Source organism: Paenibacillus donghaensis (assembly GCF_002192415.1).
Lineage (GTDB): Bacteria > Bacillota > Bacilli > Paenibacillales > Paenibacillaceae > Paenibacillus_AQ > Paenibacillus_AQ donghaensis.
Genome location: NZ_CP021780.1, coordinates 2,389,536 through 2,406,454, shown reverse-complemented (window position 1 = coordinate 2,406,454; position 16,919 = coordinate 2,389,536). Strand labels below are relative to the sequence as shown.

Here is a 16,919-nt window from a genome sequence, read left to right as displayed (position 1 = left end):
GCTTCGCCGTACTTTGAAAGAGGCGGCATCCGTTTCTGCAGAAATAGGATGAAATTAAGGGGACTGACTTACAAACCTAGCTAATCCGTCCAGATCTTCAACCGTAAATAGGATTTCGGCCGTTTGATTGCCAATGGGAAGATAAAACTCCAGATTCATTCGGCCCTCCAGATTGACAATCAATACCTTACCGGAATTGACATTTTTGCTCTTTAGAAATTCAACAATTTTATTAGAATTATCAACGTTCTCAACGTCTTTGCTTATTTCGTAAACTAATAAGTTACCATTGTTATACTCCGATATATTATCGTTAAGGATAGATAACTCTTCATTTACCTGCTTGCGCGCATATTGAGCTTTCAAGCCGTAACTCGACATAATTTCAGACTCATCCGGTTCTCCATCCATAATTGAATAGAAATAGTAACGATCATGAACAGCCTCCTTCTTCGAATTAAGTGCCTTTTTGGTTACTACTTAGGTCCCCTAGCCCTCTTCGCTCGTAACCCTCGCTTCGATTTCAGATGGTTGCGGACTCAGGAGCCTCTATTTGCTGTACATAGGCCGTTTTGCAGGATTAACGGACCCAGGAGCCTCTATATCACAGAAAACCCTCGCTTTAGAGCCTGTTTTGACGACTTAGGGGCTATACGGTCCGTAAGACGTCAAAAGATCGCAGATAGGAGGAAATAGGGGCTATACGGTCCGCTAGAATGCAGGTTACCTAGTTCAAGGGCTTGGAGTCTCGCGGGGGCCTAAGTAGTAACCCTTTTTGCAACTATTTGCTCCAAAACGTGAAAAATCAGGTGATTAGATGCAGTTTTGGTTACTACTTAGGTCCAGTGAGGAATGATAGGGAAATTCTACCGCTAGTTGGACGAAGGTTGGGCGTTCTGGTGACTTATAGGGAATTTTTACCACTAATGAGGTCCTAAACGCTCCGAAAAACCCTAAATGGACGATGTAGTGGTAACTTTTCCCTACAAGCCACGACAATCGAGCATGAGCCAGGTATTAACGGTAGTTTTTCCCCATAGCCACTTCTGTTGTACTACTCCGAAGGCGCAAACCTACTTGGGGATGGCTGGGGTCCTAAGTAGTAACCAGTTTTGCAACTAATTTATGGGTCTGGACTTAGGAAACCACTGCGAAGTTAAATCTTCTAAATTCAAATCAAATGGAGGCATAAGTAGTAACGAAATGGGCGTTTTAGCCATATATTCAAACTACAAACAGCAACCGGAATCGGCTGCTGTTTGTAATAAATGTAATAAAATAACATTTAGATATACTTCTTCACCCTTCAGCTCTCTTTCATATATCGCGCCTTGCGGATCGCCACCAAGGCCCGTGTGGCTGCAGGTGCAGCATTGGGTATGCCGCTCAAGGACAGCTCCTGCAAGGGAGCTTCCGCTTCCTGCAGTCCGTATAAGCCCATCAGCTCAGCAGTCCACTCCTGCACAAACATATCCTCATCGTTCAGATACTTGAGCAGCTCAGCAGCATTCGCACGGGGCATCACAGCGAGAATACTATTAATCCATTGACACCGCACATCATCATCCGGCTGCTTAACCTCCAGCTGATGTTCCAATTCCCGGACCGCCGCCAAATCGGCTTCTTCCACTGCTGTTTCTGCCGGTGTCAACGCCGGATAATCCTTAGAGAGTTCCTCCCATTCGGCTTCCGGATGCTGCTCCAGCTCCGCTATCAAGGACTCTACGTTCCGGTAAGCAGGCGCAACATCCGTTTCCTCGTGTGAGATGTGGCAGACACGGCAGGCCAACGGTCCACGCCCATATATCCCAATGTAATTGGATTGATCATCCGTCCAGAATGGCACAATATCCTGATAGACCTCCATGGCCGCAAACAGCCCCAGCATCTCCGCCACCTCGCCGTCAGTCATGCAGCGAAAACACTCATTCACTTCATTTGTATCATCATCCACTTGATCTAATCCCTGCCGGCTTGCTCTATGCAGCTCCAGCATATGTATAAGTTCCTGTGATAGCGACATGGAATGATCGATTAGTAACTGCTGTAAAGACATCTGCTTCTTGCCTCCTCCTGCTATATTGAGTTTGTGAGAATCATTACACCTATTGGGAGAAACTGAATCTACTTCAATGGTGGTTTCGAAGTTTGATCCTACCGCTGCTTTCTGAAGCCTGGGTCTAGGCCAGCCTATAACTCAAACCTGAAGGGCCGCCGGCCACTTCTCATTCTCCTGCTGCAGCACAAAACCGCGCTCCGCCTGCTGCATGGTCTGGTAACCTCCTGCACCCTGCAGCGCTTCTGCCAGCTGCCCGATCAGCTGGGGGATCTCGGCTGTCTCCGTAACGATAACTCCATATTCCCAGCCCATGGGCTAACCTCCTTGTAACTTACCCTTGACCACTCAGACGTCCAAGCTGCGGACGCAGCAGATAATCAGTAAATCCAACCACATTGCCCCAAGGGTCTGCGGCCTCTACTACCCATCCTGTTCCAATCTGAAAAGGTGGACCGTTCAGCGTAATACCACGCTGCTCCAGTTCATTGGCAGCTTCAGCTGCATCGGAGACCTCCACCCAGAAACTCGCAGCGGCGGTGCTTCCCGCATTACCTGCGGCTGGATTCACTCTTATGATCAATCCCGGTGTCTCCTCACCGATCTTCAGAATGGCCATCCCCTTGTCTTCCATCTTCCATTTTAGTTCAAATCCTAAACCATCGACGTAATGAGCCAGCGCAAGCGCAAGATCTCCCACCTGCAGAAAAATATTATCCACACCCAGCATATTCATGCTAATCCTCTCCCTCATAAGGTTACTTGTCTACTCGCATTTCTTGCACATCTGGCCTGCTCACTTGCTCCACGGCTCTAACCCAAACAACTCCACCAGCTCATTCAGCGCATGCTCCAAGCGCTCGTATTTCTCGGCATCCTCCGGCGCATAACGGATACGGACCGGACCCGCCAGCGGAGCGGCGGCGATTAACTCCTTCCCCGAAGCGGTAACGGCTACTACTCTGCCTCTGGCATCCTGCGGATCAGCATAACGCTCCAGCAGCTCTTTCTTCACAAGACTGTCCACAGCCTGTCCAAGTGTTGCCGGATGAAGCGACAGCTGTGACCGCAGTTCCCGGAGGCGCAAGGGCGCATGCTCGGCAACCATTCGCAGAATGGCAAGCTGCAGGCCGGAGATTTGAAACTGCCTGCGCAGCAGCTGGTTATAGGCATTCATCGCTTCATCATAACGGACCCATGCCCGAATCAGTGATATTGAATTTTTTCCCATAAAAATATTATGGAGCCATAACATTTGTCTGTCAAGACAGAATCATCTCCCCCTGCGTCAAATGAAGCCCCTGATCTGAGGTTACTGTCATTACAGGATTAACCGGAGCATATCCATCTAACAGACGCCCGCGGCAGCGCCGCCGCTCTGGAGGTGGAAAGTATGAGGAACAGCGCGAAATACATGAAACTTACAGCCCTGGTCGCCGTGACGGTGATCGTCAATATTGTTGTGCTTTCCCCTGGCCTCATAGGCCTACAGCTTGGAGGTTCAAGCGCTCTCGAAACCGCTTCAGGCTTGACTGTACTGTTCATCAGCCTGCTGGTTATGCTCTATGGGAGTTACTCTCTGCTGCTGAGGCCTGTCCCCCTAATTCCTGTTCAGAACCCGGCCACCCCTGAGGAATATACTGCCGCACTCACCCGCTTCCGCAGAATTAAACTACTGAAATCGGATGTATCGCTTGCTATAAGCCAGCTGGAACGGATGCAAAAGAAAGTACATCTCCTCACAGAGCTGCTGCGCGGGCGGTTTGAGCCGATGGAGCTAAGCTACAAAAAGTTTATGGCCGTGATTGGCGAGGTCGAGAAGCTGTTCTATGCGAATATCCGTGGGATTGTAAATAAGCTAAGCGTGGTTGAAGCGTCACAGTTCTCAGATTTCACCAATCAAGAGACACAGCCGCAGCTGCCGGCCACGCTTATTCAAGCGAGAACACAGCTCTACAACGAGTATATTGGTCACATTTCAGGTTATCTGCGGATCAATGAAGAGATCCTGCTGAAGCTGGATCAATTGCTGCTGGAGCTTTCGCTGCTGGGCAGTGCGGAGGTGCAAGCGGCGGCGGATATGCCCGGTATGAAGGAAATCGAAGCTTTGATAAGGCAGACCAAAGCCTACAAGTCCTGAGAGGAAGATGAATATGCTTAGGAAAGGAAAAGCCTTGGCCCTGCTGGGGGTGATTGCGCTCGCTGTTTTTGCGCTGATCTACTTCGGCATCCGCTTCACCTCCAATTGGGGCAAAAGCAGCACACAGATCACAGCAGAGGATGCCGCGAAACAGCTGGATAAGCTCTACCGCAATATTAACGTTACTGTAGCAGACCCCGTCAAGGGTCAGATTGACCTTGATCCGGTAGATGTGGCCGAATCCTTGCCGGATATCTCCAAGTTTGCGGTTTCCGTACCCAATGCATCGGAGCATTTCGTAGAAATCTTCTCCTCTACCGAGAAATCCGGGACCGGCAATGACGGCTGGCTGAATGAGGTCGCGGCAGCCTTCAACTCGGGCAGCCCGCAGGTGAACGGGAACACCGTGTCCGTCCGTATCCGCAATATCGCCTCAGGCACAGCCGCCGATTATATCCGCTCCGGCAAATACGTGCCTGACGCCTTCACCCCTTCCAATGAGCTGTGGGGTGAAATGGTCGCAGCAGCGGGCATAAACGTCCAGCAGATCTCCAAACGACTGGCGGGAAATGTAGCCGGAGTGGTCACCAATGAGGCCAAATACAACAAGTTGGTTGAGAAATACGGCTCGCTTAACGTCAAAACAATCACGGAGGCGATTGCCGACAATGAGCTGGCGATGGGCTACACCGACCCTTTTGCCAGTTCAACAGGCTTAAATTTCCTGGTGTCTGCGCTGGGCACGTTCGACAGCAGCAATCTGCTGAGTGCGCAGGCTGTGGCAGGCTTCGAGAAATTCCAGGCCAATGTGCCTTTTATTGCCTCAACGACGCTCCAGATGAGGGATGCAGCCACAACCGGGATGCTGGATGCTTTTGTGCTGGAATACCAGACCTATGCCAATACGCCAGACCTGAAGAGCGGTTATGTCTTCACTCCGTTTGGGGTGCGTCATGACAGTCCGTTGTATGCCTTGGGTGAGCTGCCGCAGGAGAAGCTGGATATCCTCACTACCTTCGCCGCATTTGCAGAGCAGGAGAAGTATCAGAAGCTGGCGGCAGACAAAGGATTCAACGGACTGGACGATTATGTCTCCGAGCTGGCGCCGGTGGACGGCGCGACTCTGACGGCTGCCCAGAAGGTATGGAAGGAGAAGAAAAATGCGCAGCAGCCCATTGCCGCCGTGTTCGTAGCTGATGTATCCGGGAGTATGAGCGGGGAGCCGCTGCAGCGATTGAAAGAATCGCTATTGAAAGGCCAGAAGTTTCTCGGCCGGGACAACAGCATCGGCTTCGTATCCTATTCGGACAACGTTTCAATCCAGCTGCCTATCGGCGTATATGATACCAATCAACAGTCGATGTTTGTGGGCGCGATCAACAGTCTGCAGGCGAACGGGGGAACGGCTACTTTTGACGGCATTGCGGTGGCCATCCATATGCTGCAAGCAGAGCTGGCGCAGCATCCGGGGCTGAAGCCTGTGATCTTTGTGCTGAGCGACGGAGAAACCAATCAGGGACATTCGCTCAATGAGATCCGGGAGTTGATCGAGACTTACCGCATCCCGATCTATACGATTGGTTACAATGCCAATATTCAGGCGCTGGAAAGCATCTCAAGCATCAATGAAGCGAATAGCATCAATGCGGATACGGATGATGTAGTCTACAAAATCGGCAATCTGCTTAATGTGCAAATGTAATTCACAGGGATACAAGGAGGATTAGTCATGTCTTTTACGATGGAAGTCATCAGTACGGAGCAGCTTAAATCGGCGATCGAAGTGGAGGTTACACCCGAGCCGGAGGAAATATCTGAGCTGAAGCAGTTGGCTGCAAGCAATGTTGCCACGATCCTGGAGCTGGATATCGAGTCTCTGGAGAAACGTAAAAATGTGCTGCAAGCCATCGACAGCTTCGGGATGAACACCATGCGATCCTCCTCGGATAAAAACGCGCTGTTGCAGGTGTCCGTAGGTCATCTATCCAAAACAGGCGATGAAGGCGGCCAGGTCGCCAAAGGGTTGACGGAACTTCAGCTGCAGTTGAAGGATCTGGACCCGAGCGTTGTTGATTTTGCCAAAAGTGGTTTCCTGGGCAAATTCTTCAATCCCCTGCGCGCCTACTTCGCCAAATACCAGAAAGCTGATGCTGTGATCTCGGACATCATCACTTCGCTGGATAAAGGCAAGGCCGTCCTGAGAAATGACAACACCACCCTGGAATTCGAGCAGCAGTCCCTGCGGGAGCTGACCAAACGGCTGAAGAAGGAAATACAGCTGGGCATGCTGATGGATGAACAGATCGAGACACAGATTGAGGCGGCTAAAGCTCGCAGTGAATCGGAGGATAAGGTCCGCTTTATTACGGAGGAGGTGCTGTTTCCGCTGCGCCAGCGGGTGATGGATCTGCAGCAGATGCTGGTCGTGAACCAGCAGGGCATTATGGCGATTGAGGTGGTCATCCGCAACAATAAAGAACTGATCCGCGGTGTGGACCGGGCGCGCAATGTTACGGTTTCCGCGCTCAAAATATCGGTCACCGTAGCCAGCGCCCTATATAACCAGAAGATTGTACTGCGCAAGATCGAGCTGCTCAATCAAACCACGGACCAGCTGATCAGCGGCACCTCCAAAATGTTAAAGGATCAGGGTGCCGCCATTCACAACCAATCGCTGGAAAGCAGTATTTCCGTTGACACATTAAAACAAGCCTTCACCGACGTCCTCTCTGCGCTCGATTCCATTAGCAGCTACAAGCAGGAGGCGCTCCCTGCCATGCGTGAGACCATTGAACAGTTCAGAGCGCTGGCCGATCAAGGGGAGCAGCATATTGTCCGGCTGGAGAAAGGCCAGCGACTGGGTTTATAACCACAGCTCTATGTACGGACGTTCCTCATATAAACGTATCCAGTATGGTTCGAACGCTCTCCTTGCCTACCCCAGCAGCATCGGTGTAGGCAAGGAGTTCTTGCTGCAGCTGAGGATTCTCCTGGATCTCCTCCTCTGCTTGCTCTGCATCCGTGCTCCACCACGGGAGTCCTCCTGCTCTGGCCTTGAGGACAATGTCTTCCCTTGCTGCGATAGTGAATAACCTGATGTCTGGGAGGACCTTGGGTGCGAGGGAAATGATACGTTCATTCCACAACCTCCAATTCTCCTAAAATAAGTAAACTCTCTTATGTTATCGGATCATTGTACCCGAAATTTAGCCCTTCTCAGCTCCTCCTGCACCCAGCCACAATCTTCTGTCAATCGGTTGAGCTCTGCAGAGAGCTGGACTGCCTGTTCCAGCAGCACCTTCGGCCCATCGGTCCCCTCCAGGAAGCGGCTGACAAAATGCAGAAACACATCGACCTTGCGCAGCTTCATCAACAGAGGCAGGGCATTGATCTCATCAGCGCTTAAAGAGATATGACGGGTGAATCCCCGGCAGAAGTCCCTTACCGCTGCAGGCTGCTCCAGCAGTGCCGACAGAATGACTGCCGGCTCCATGGCGCGCACATCGAAGGTGCAGAACTCGAAATCGAGCAGCGCAGCCACCTGGCTAACATCGTTCTGCTGGAGAAGCAGATTGGAGGCATTCAAGTCTCCGTGCACCAGCTGATGGGGCAGCTGCTCCAGCCCCTGGAGCGAATCTGCGATTTCCAGATAGGCCTCATACAGAATCTGCAGCTCGGCCTGCACCTCTTTCAGAGGTTCTGGGGGAGTTAAGCACAGCTGCTCAATGACTTCTCGGGTACACAGCGGGTAAGCCTGTGCAAGTGCGTAGTAAGGGCGGTAAACAGGAGTCCTGCCGATCTGAACCTCAGCTAGTGCTGACGACAGGATCCCCGCCGCATCTCCAAAGGAATACATATAGTCCACAGCCTGCGCCGCAGGTGAATCACCCTCCATGTAGACGAATAGGCAGGCATATTTACCGCTACCATCCTGCAGCTGCGCTACGGTATCCCCCGCAACCGTACGGATAACCACAGGCACGTTGAACGGCAGCTGCAGCGGGGCCAGCGCTTGAAGCACCGCGTGCTCGAATTCGATTTTGGTTCGATCCTTATGCGTATCATAGATGCGCAGTACAGCCCTCCGCCCGCCTTGCTCCACGAAATAAGTCGTATTATTCCAGCCGCCCTCCCGTTTGAGCACCTGTCCTTCCCAGTCCGGCCAATGCCGGTGAAGTATAGCTTGCATCTTTCATTGCTCCCTTCTAGTGGTCCCCGGTCTGCTCGCATTCCGGTTGCTGCCTAAACTCAGCGTAGCTGTATTGCTTCTTACGGTCCTTGTAGCTGTTGTCCGGGCGTAAGCATCTGCTTATCCCGTCACCTTCTTTGGTCTCTATATAAATGCTGTCTATGCGCACAGGCAGACTCTTTTGCCGCTCATAGAGAGTTTCGAGGGTCTGTTCTACGGCAATCTTACTGCCGCCCTCCTTCTTCATTACCCTCTTTCTCGTCAAACGGCAGATGCAATTTCAGAAGGGTGTCCAGCATATCATCTCGCTGCAGTTTATCGCTGACATCTAAACTCAGGTACCTCATGAAATCCGTTGACCGATAGAATGCCAGCTGACAAAAGGATATCAGTTGATAGGCAATGATTCTGCATTCCGTTTCGCTGCGGGATTCTCTATAATGCTCCCGGATAAAGGGCAGAATGTAATGGGGAAGATCGATGTCACCCTGCAGCAAGACATAGGGAATCGATGCCTTGGTCAGCTTGGTATATTTGAGCGTTAGATCTGATAACTGCGTAAGGAAATTCTTCAGTTTATCCCGAGCCGAAGCATCCGGCGGATCGGCCTGCTTCAACTCCTGTGCGCGTTCATTAATAATTGTATCGACAGCCGAATGTATCAAGGCATCCTTGGAGCCAAAGTAGTAGTTAATCATAGCCAGATTCACATGGGCCTCTGCCGCAATCTTGCGGGCTGTGATATTACTTGTGTTCCCTTCTTGATTTAAAAGATGGATTGTAGCGCCTAGTATTTGTTCCTTGGCATGTTCAGCTGGCATTGTGCATCCTCCAGATTCTATATTTCTTTCAAAGCGCAAACTTATAGCAGCCGCCGAACCATTTCTTGCTGCTCAAACAAAACACAACCTCCCGTATGGTGCTGCAGCAGTTCCCCGCTGCTCAGCTTGGCAAACAGCGGGGAATGCAGGGCGTCCCTTAATGTTCCCTCGCGTAGCGAAGTATCCGAATAAGGCGAGAATGGGCACGGCTCAACTCCGCCATGCGCGTTAATGTGGAAGAATCCGCGGCCTGCGGCAAGGCAGCCTCCTGAGGCCAACTCATCCCCAGGGAAGGATATCATAACCATCCCCGCGTCTCCGCTGCGCAGCGCCGTAAGCCGCTGTGCAAGATATGCGCGTTCCGCATGGGTAGGCGCGAGATCCTGGGTTCCTGGATCTACGGGCACATACTCTACATAAATCACAACCCTGCAGCCGCTCTGCTGTAATTGGGTTAGAAACTGATCTCCGGTGACATAGGCAAGATTTTCTACTGTGACCGTAACAGAGACCCCGTACAGAATGCTTTTACTCTGCAATGCCTCCATCACTTCTGTCAGCCTTTGATAGACGCCGCTGCCTCTGCGTGCATCAGTCATACTGCGATCGCCTTCAATACTTAGAACGGGTACCAGATTGCGGGCCGAATCAAATAAGGAAAGGTATGTGCCGTCAAGCATCGTGGCGTTTGTAAATACAGGAAACAGGATATCCCGGTGAGCCGAGGCCTGCTCCAGTACATCCCTTCGTATCAGCGGCTCTCCGCCTGCAAGCAGGATGAAGCTGACCCCAAGCTCGGAAGCCTCCGTAAAAATACGCTCCCATTCAGTTTCATGAAGCTCGCCGCGCGCAGGAGCATCGGCACAGGCATGCTCATGGTGGGCATAGCAGCCCGCACACCACAGATTGCAGCGGCTAGTAATGCTGGCAATCAGAAATGGCGGAATATGCTCGTTTTGCGCTGCCAGCTCTGCTCTCCGTTTTTTTGCCTTCGCTGCTGCTACGGCATATCGAACCAGAAAAACGCTTTCTCTTGGCGCTTTTAGCGTTGCTTTCAATGCGTCTCTAATAATTCTTTCCACGCCGTTGTTGAGGTACTGCGCTAAGTCCAATTTCGGAGTCATCTTAATCATCCTTTCTTGGTCTTTATAAATCCGATTATCAGTTTAAATTTAAACGCGTTTAATACACGTTTTATTGTATCGCGGTAAGTTATTATTGTCAAAACTGCTAATTGCCGTTATCCCCTACTCGCGACAAAAAAAGACGTGAAGCCCGTCAGGGACTCCACGTCGATATAAAGCAGGCTATTTAAGCAAACTGGAATTAATGAATGATGGCCTTGCTGTTGCCCCATTTCACCTTGTGCAGTTCAGGAAGCACTACCCCCAGCAGTACCAGCCCTACGCCGACCCACTGCAGCATGCTCACCTGCTCATGCAGCACGAAGGAAGACAGGAGTACGGCAACCGGCAGCTCGGCCGCGCCCAGAATTCCGGCCATCCCCCCGCCGATATGCGGTACGCCAATGGCGAACAGCACAGGCGGAATGAAGGCACCAAACAATCCCAGCAGGAAGCCGTAGAAAAGCAGCTGGCTCCACAGCAATCCGCTGAAAATAAAGGTTGGCGGGAACAAAATGCATAGCAGAAGGAAGCCGCCTGTAATCATCCAGGCACTGCGGTATGCCGGATGCACAGAAGGCACCGCTTTGCCGCTGAAGATGATGAACATGGAATAACTTACTGCCGAGAGCAAGCCCAGAGTAATTCCGAGCGGATTGAAATGTGCTGCGCCCTGATCGAAGATTCCGGCAGCAAGCAAGGTTCCTCCGAACAGTACCAGCAAGGTCAGCAAGGTCACCTTATTGGGACGCTGACGTCTGCTGACGGACTGAATCAGCACGCTGATCCAGGTAAACTGGAATAATAGGATAATGGCCAGCGAAGCCGGAATATAACGCAAGGACTGATAGTAGACAAGGCCTGTCACCACTGTCGGCGCACCGGCCAGCATCAGCAAAATTCTTTGCTTCCAGGTTATAGGAGTTGAAGCTTTGGCGTAAGCGGCAGAACCTGCGCCCCCCTTAGCGTGTTTGCGGTTTTCTTTAAGCTTGGTATAGAGCGCCAGCAGCCAGGCGAGGATAAATCCGGTCAGCAGCTGTGTGCCGACAACTTCCCCCAGCGAATATCCTTTTCCATAAGCAAGTACTACAATCGTTGATAGAATGCCGTAACTCATCGCTCCGACCAGCACGGATATTAGGTATTTCATATCTTTCATGGTTTAATCCTCCCGAATCAATTCATTCGGCCGCAACACACAAATAAACCTAACTCCGGGATAAGGTGTAGTGAGGCTGACCTTATCATCGTAGTTAGGAAGAGTAGGCTTCCTGTAGAAACCCTCGCCCTTGTCGGGACCAGCCCGCTGCGAGGTTATACGAGAAAATTATGCAAATGTTGTGTTGACGACTGTTCATATGTTACACGGGAAGTAAGCTGCTGTCAACCATATTCCTTAAATTTAAATTGTATGGACCTCTGCTCACCCTGTAACATCCTCCGCCTCTCCTATCGCAACACATCTGGTGAAATAAAATAACTCTTAGGGACTAAACGAATTAATAGAGGCTATTCACTAGCCGCCCTGTGTTAAACTATGCAAATTCAGGTATGGCTTTGGAACTCACGGAATAAATGGATGCAATAGTGGTTTCATAAGTCCGAGCCAATGAATTAGTTGCAAAAGCGGTTACTACTTAGGCCCCTGCGAGGATATAGAAGGTTTACTTGCGAAGGTTAGGGGATCGCACTACCGTAATCCAAACCCTCCCCCTTCAGGTAACCCACGTCCTAGCGGACCTTATAGCTCCTATTTCCGCATTCCTGCGATGGTTTGGAGTCTAGCGGACCGCATAACCTCTATATTGGAAAAACAGGCCCTAACTAGTGGGTTTTTGCCTGAATAGAGGCTCCTGAGTCCGTTAGACCTGCAAAACAGCCTTTTTACAGCAAATAGAGGCTCCTGAGTCCGTTAGTAGTCTGAAAGTTAAGCGCTGGTTACTGGCGACAGCCTTCCTTTGTTATGCTTAGCCTCCTTGTCGTGCGGTGTGGTATGACAGGCTCGGACGAGTAACACAAGGAACACAAGGGGGCTCTAAGTAGTAACCAATATCGCACTTAATCGCCTTCTGAGAGAGGTTTCAGCTGAAATTAGATGCACAATGCAATTCAATAAAACACCTATTTTAAACTGCCTCGCCAACCCGTGAGCATCCAGCTGCGAGGGTTCAATTTCATATAAAAGTGAGAAATTAGCAGAGCTTGCAGCGTCTTATACATAAATAGAAAGGCTTGGAGGGTGTACATGGAGGATCAGTCAAATGAGAAATGGATCATACAGCAAGTATTGAATGGAGATCCTGAAGCCTTCGCAGGGCTGGTGGACAAATACAAGTCCGCCTTATACGGCCTGCTGCTGGGAATGGGTGCGTCGCATCAGGACGCGCAGGATCTGGCCCAGGAGACGTTCATCAAGGCCTACCGGAAGCTGCGGGATCACAGGGAGCAATCCAGCTTCGCCTCCTGGCTGTATACGATTGCGATCAATCTGTTCCGGTCCCAGAAGCGGCGCCGCACGTTCGGATTCGTCGAGCAATCACTGCTGCAGAAGAAAGAAGATGCCTTAAATCCGGAAGAGCAGTATATGCGTAAGGAAGCACAGCTTGACATGCAGCAGAAGCTGGCGAAGCTGCCGGAACGTTACCGGATTGTACTGCTGCTGCGCTATACCAATGAGCTGTCTTATGAGGAAATTGCTGCGGTAACGGGTCTGACGATTCATCAGGTCAAGAATCGCCTTCACCGCGCCAGGTTGAAGCTGAGAAAACAATGGTCACATTCCAAGGAGGATTCCCATGAAACCATCGGATTACGGCAAACCCCTTAATACCACAGAAGACAATTGGAACGCCGCTCTGCAATTCAGCGGAGAGCAACCCCTGCCGGATGATTTCACTGCCCGAGTCATGGAGCAGGTGCGGGGCGCAGAGATACTCCCTGCTCATCGTATCCAAGTACCATGGTTAAGACATAAACAGATAAGCCAATCGGCCAGACGAGCCTGGACTTGGGGTATGGCTGTGACGCTCGGCACTGTTATTGCCGCTTCGGCTATCCTGTACAGCCCTTCTCTTCTGAGTCCCGCCAACACCACTCCTTCCCCCGGCTCAAGGGTTATCCTGCCTAAGGAATGGACTGATCTTCACCTAATGAAGGCCAAGGAGCTTGGAATCATTCAGCAGCCTGATATTCAGGTCTACGATCAAGGATATACCCTTTCCTTGCAGGAGGTGGTGGCCGATCCAAACCGTATGGTGATCAACCTGCGAATTACCGACCGTTCAGGTCAACCCGCTAACAATGCCATGTCGATGTTCAGCTCAAGCTGGCTTAAGCTTCGCAATGAAGCAGGACAGATTATCGGGAAAGGAACTATGACTGTTCCTATGGAAAGCAGGTCAGAGAACGGAACATTCAAGCAGGAGTATCTGCTAATGTCTTATATTTTCCCTAATGAGGAGCCTGGAGAGACCGTGGTTATTGAGGCTGAGGTGAATGAACTGACTGTCGATTCCAAGCGGGGAAAAGTTGTTACAGGCGATTGGGGCTTCAGCTACAAGGTCGATATGACCAAGGCGAACGCTCTAACCCAAACCACGAAGCTGGATAACACCTATACCACTCCAGAAGGGTTATCTCTAGAGATGGAGAATATTGTGCGGTCACCTGCCGGAGTTAAACTGGAGTTCACCACGTTGCTTACGGATCAAGCCCAAGCACGGACACCGGCGGAGCTCAGGGACGATTTGGAACTCATGTTTCATTTTGAGAATGCCAAGAATGAGGTGTTGAGTCCAATAGTTAGCAGTCATGGCGCAGTTTACACCAAGCATCAGAGCAATACACCTGACAAATTACGCTGGAGCTATTATGTAAACGACCTGCCTTATGACAGTGACAGCGGTCCTGTTCGTTTCATTCTCGACGGTTACGCCATACCCGTTACATCAGAGGATTCCTTCACGGTTCGGCCACAGATGCTGAAGCAGCAGCCGGCTATTTTCAATGCTCAGGGCGACCTCCTTAAAGTACATGACATCAAGATTACGGAAACCGCTGATGAACCCGGACCTTCGGCCTGGATGGCGATAAGTGGACAGTACTTCAACCGATTAGCTGGAGACCAATGGATAGCTCGCGATGAACTCGGTCAAAAGTATGAGGTGGTACGGCGCGGATCCTACAGTATCGGAGAAGATGTAACCTTTGGCCAAACCGATGATCATACCAATCTCATTTATTTGATCGCCAAGAATGTAAAGACATTGCCCAAGGAGCTCACCTTAACCCGCACCCTTACCGACAAAAAATATACAAATGTTGCCTGGAGCTTCGAGCTGCCGGAGGGTGCTGCCAAGGATTGATATCTGCTCTTCATTTATTCCACATTATGGTCGATAGATATATAAAAGTCTAAACCGAACATTGATGGAGGAACAGATGACCACTAACCGCAGAACCGAGCCCTTTCGTTATGATCTTGTTGAACCGGCTTCCTTTGAGCTTTATATTCTCAGCATTAACGGGAACAATGTTCCCTCCAAGCCTGTCAGCGCCTTGCTGCATGATATCAGCCGCTCCGGCTGCCGCCTGTCGCTTCTGCTGAATATGCAGGCGGAGCAGAACCAGATCCGTGTTGGCATGGAGATGGTGCTGCATGAAGAGCCTATCTATCTGGAGGGAACACTGAAATGGAACTTCGAGAAGGACTCCAGGTTTCATTACGGAGTACAGTTGGATATCCCCGAGCATGACCGTGACCGGCTTCCGCGCGAGCTGCGGCTGCTTGCCGGTGAACGCAAAATCATCGTCCGCTAACGCAGGCTCATCGCCCGACTTAGGAAGAAATGGCTTTGCCGCTACTATAAGAGCGGTATCCGACTCTGCCAAGCAAACAAAAGGCCCGCAGTAATTCGCGGGCCTTTCTTCTATAGAGCAAAGCTTGTGTACAATTACAATCTCCACAGTGTAGCACAGCTGGTAATACCGGCTCCCACGGACCACATGAAGAACAGATCACCGCGAACAAGGGTTCCGGCTTGGATCGCATGGTGCAGCGTGAGGAAGGGGCTGCTAGTGCCGGTATACCCGTAGATATCGCCTACATAAGGGAATTTATCCAGCTCTTCTCCCAGCTTGCCGGCAATATCCTTGATCACACTCAAGTTCAGCTGGCTGAGCATATAGTGCGTGATATCGCTTTTTTCCAGCCCATGCTCCCGCAGCAGCAGCTCGATATTGCTTACCGCTGTCGGGAAAGCCACATTGACATTATACTCGGGGTGAAGATAAATCTTCTTCTCTTCGAGCGTCAGCTGCTCGCTGAACATCTGTGTCATGCCTCCGTACGGAAACAGCATATCCTCGGCTTTTTGAGAATTGGTATAGTAGGCGGAATCAATCAAGCCCTGATCCCCTTCCTCTATACGTTCCAGCAGAACCGCACATGCCGCATCGCCGCAGAGCCCCTTGGAGGCCAGATCTCCCTCTTTATAGAAGCGGGCAATCTGCTCGGAACCTACGATCAGCGCATATTTCATTTTGTTATTGGTGGTCATTGCGCGGGCTGCCTGATCGGCGGCCACAACCATGCCTACACAGTTGGCGTTGCTGTCATAAACAATACAAGTGTCTTTACCTTCGAGAGCCTGATGCACCAGAGCCGCATCGGTAGGCGCGCTGAAATCATGTGTTCCGGAAGAGAACACAATCATATCCAGATCACTGCCGCTTAAGCCATGCGCCTTCAGTACGGCTTTGGCTGCTTCAATGCCCATCATGAGCGTGCTTTCCTCATCATTCGTAGCATAATAACGGTCCTTGCGTCCGAAATATTCCCAGATGCCAATCAGCTTTGCTGCCGATTCGCCGGCGGTCTGAGCCAGCTCCTCATTGCTGATTTTAGTGGCCGGATGGTACACTTCGGTGCCTATTATTTTCACGTTCACCAAGTTTGACCACCCTTTGCAAGTTGATGTATGTTTATGCTTTGATGATAGCCCAAGCTTCTTCAACCGTATCTACGAAATGACCCTTGAAATTGGCATTGGGTGCTACTCTCTGCAGTTGAGATTTGGCAACCACTTTCTTGGGGTTCACAAGCACCGTGTGCTTGAATTCGTTGTACATTACATAGCAACGCTCCAGTACCGGCAGAATGTCCGGTTTGAATGGGGACATATCATGGCAGTCAATGATCAATGACATCTCCTTCAGCGGCAGCGATGGCATTGAAGCTTCAAACTTGTCTACTTCAGCGATGGTTTCCTGCAGTTCGGCGAAACCATGCAAGCTGATAAAAATGGTGTTAAACTCTGGGTACATCTTTGTTTCTGCAATCATTTTCGGGTACATCTCCTGTCCTTTTTTTTGTGTCTCTCTATGCTGCATCTCTGGGAAAATTTGCTTTCCCATGATTTACCTCTTAACTACTATCGACAAATTCTTTGACTCTTTTGAGGTTTTCTTGCACTTTACATCATTTTTCTAGTTTTTTCGCGATAATCACGCTATAAAATGACAAATTACTCGTTTATTGTAATCCACTCTAAACTTCTCAGAAGGAAACATGACCACTGCTCCCGAATAC

Annotated in this window: 19 protein-coding genes; 6 read left to right on the top strand and 13 right to left on the bottom strand. The window is 50.5% G+C overall.

The window, feature by feature from the left end; translation table 11 throughout:
* Positions 1–54: 54 nt before the first annotated feature.
* From B9T62_RS10430 to B9T62_RS10415, 5 genes are all read right to left on the bottom strand, one after another.
* Positions 55–381 carry a hypothetical protein gene (locus B9T62_RS10430; protein ID WP_169834363.1) on the bottom strand — a complete coding sequence of 109 codons (327 nt, stop codon included), beginning with the start codon at positions 379–381 and terminating at the stop codon, positions 55–57.
* 925 nt (positions 382–1,306) lie between these two features.
* Complete coding sequence (locus B9T62_RS10425; protein WP_087915200.1) at positions 1,307–2,056, bottom strand: SMI1/KNR4 family protein; 750 nt, start codon at positions 2,054–2,056, stop codon at positions 1,307–1,309.
* A gap of 141 nt (positions 2,057–2,197) precedes the next feature.
* Entirely contained in the window at positions 2,198–2,371 is a 174-nt protein-coding gene (locus tag B9T62_RS38915) for a hypothetical protein (RefSeq protein WP_157685554.1), read from the bottom strand.
* A gap of 19 nt (positions 2,372–2,390) precedes the next feature.
* Positions 2,391–2,792, bottom strand: a complete 402-nt coding sequence (locus B9T62_RS10420; protein WP_157685553.1) for a VOC family protein — start codon at positions 2,790–2,792, stop codon at positions 2,391–2,393.
* 60 nt (positions 2,793–2,852) lie between these two features.
* A complete protein-coding gene (locus tag B9T62_RS10415) occupies positions 2,853–3,287 on the bottom strand; it encodes a MarR family winged helix-turn-helix transcriptional regulator (RefSeq protein ID WP_157685552.1) in 435 nt (144 codons plus the stop codon).
* Positions 3,288–3,449: 162 nt separating this feature from the next.
* Between B9T62_RS10415 and B9T62_RS10410 the strand changes: the two genes are divergently transcribed.
* From B9T62_RS10410 to B9T62_RS10400, 3 genes are read left to right on the top strand one after another with little or no spacing between them, the layout of a single operon-like run.
* Complete coding sequence (locus B9T62_RS10410) at positions 3,450–4,196, top strand: hypothetical protein (RefSeq protein ID WP_087915197.1); 747 nt, start codon at positions 3,450–3,452, stop codon at positions 4,194–4,196.
* 13 nt (positions 4,197–4,209) lie between these two features.
* Complete coding sequence (locus B9T62_RS10405) at positions 4,210–5,898, top strand: vWA domain-containing protein (protein WP_087915196.1); 1,689 nt, start codon at positions 4,210–4,212, stop codon at positions 5,896–5,898.
* Positions 5,899–5,925: 27 nt separating this feature from the next.
* Positions 5,926–7,065 (top strand): toxic anion resistance protein, encoded by a 1,140-nt coding sequence (locus B9T62_RS10400; RefSeq protein WP_087915195.1) that lies wholly within the window; start codon positions 5,926–5,928, stop codon positions 7,063–7,065.
* Positions 7,066–7,090: 25 nt separating this feature from the next.
* Here B9T62_RS10400 and B9T62_RS10395 read toward each other — a convergent pair whose 3' ends face one another.
* From B9T62_RS10395 to B9T62_RS10370, 6 genes are all read right to left on the bottom strand, one after another.
* Entirely contained in the window at positions 7,091–7,342 is a 252-nt protein-coding gene (locus B9T62_RS10395) for a hypothetical protein (RefSeq protein WP_087915194.1), read from the bottom strand.
* Between the two features lie 44 nt (positions 7,343–7,386).
* Positions 7,387–8,385, bottom strand: a complete 999-nt coding sequence (locus tag B9T62_RS10390) for a phosphotransferase (RefSeq protein ID WP_087915193.1) — start codon at positions 8,383–8,385, stop codon at positions 7,387–7,389.
* 16 nt (positions 8,386–8,401) lie between these two features.
* Complete coding sequence (locus tag B9T62_RS10385; protein WP_087915192.1) at positions 8,402–8,632, bottom strand: hypothetical protein; 231 nt, start codon at positions 8,630–8,632, stop codon at positions 8,402–8,404.
* Positions 8,610–9,206, bottom strand: coding sequence for a TetR/AcrR family transcriptional regulator (locus tag B9T62_RS10380; protein ID WP_087915191.1), 597 nt, complete (start codon positions 9,204–9,206; stop codon positions 8,610–8,612). Before B9T62_RS10380 ends, B9T62_RS10385 begins: the two co-directional genes overlap by 23 nt.
* Positions 9,207–9,247: 41 nt before the next feature.
* Entirely contained in the window at positions 9,248–10,330 is a 1,083-nt protein-coding gene (locus tag B9T62_RS10375; RefSeq protein WP_087915190.1) for a radical SAM/SPASM domain-containing protein, read from the bottom strand.
* Between the two features lie 202 nt (positions 10,331–10,532).
* Entirely contained in the window at positions 10,533–11,480 is a 948-nt protein-coding gene (locus tag B9T62_RS10370) for an EamA family transporter (protein ID WP_087920216.1), read from the bottom strand.
* A 1,095-nt stretch (positions 11,481–12,575) separates the two neighbouring features.
* Here B9T62_RS10370 and B9T62_RS10365 point away from each other — a divergent pair.
* From B9T62_RS10365 to B9T62_RS10355, 3 genes are all read left to right on the top strand, one after another.
* Entirely contained in the window at positions 12,576–13,157 is a 582-nt protein-coding gene (locus tag B9T62_RS10365) for an RNA polymerase sigma factor (RefSeq protein ID WP_087915189.1), read from the top strand.
* Positions 13,126–14,694, top strand: coding sequence for a DUF4179 domain-containing protein (locus tag B9T62_RS10360; protein ID WP_087915188.1), 1,569 nt, complete (start codon positions 13,126–13,128; stop codon positions 14,692–14,694). Before B9T62_RS10365 ends, B9T62_RS10360 begins: the two co-directional genes overlap by 32 nt.
* 76 nt (positions 14,695–14,770) lie before the next feature.
* Entirely contained in the window at positions 14,771–15,148 is a 378-nt protein-coding gene (locus tag B9T62_RS10355) for a PilZ domain-containing protein (protein WP_087915187.1), read from the top strand.
* Between the two features lie 134 nt (positions 15,149–15,282).
* On the opposite strand, the gene B9T62_RS10350 is transcribed toward B9T62_RS10355, so the two are convergent.
* Both B9T62_RS10350 and B9T62_RS10345 read right to left on the bottom strand, forming a co-directional pair.
* Complete coding sequence (locus B9T62_RS10350; protein ID WP_157685551.1) at positions 15,283–16,278, bottom strand: 3-oxoacyl-[acyl-carrier-protein] synthase III C-terminal domain-containing protein; 996 nt, start codon at positions 16,276–16,278, stop codon at positions 15,283–15,285.
* Between the two features lie 34 nt (positions 16,279–16,312).
* Positions 16,313–16,744, bottom strand: coding sequence for a hypothetical protein (locus B9T62_RS10345; protein ID WP_087915185.1), 432 nt, complete (start codon positions 16,742–16,744; stop codon positions 16,313–16,315).
* Between the last annotated feature and the right edge of the window lie 175 nt (positions 16,745–16,919).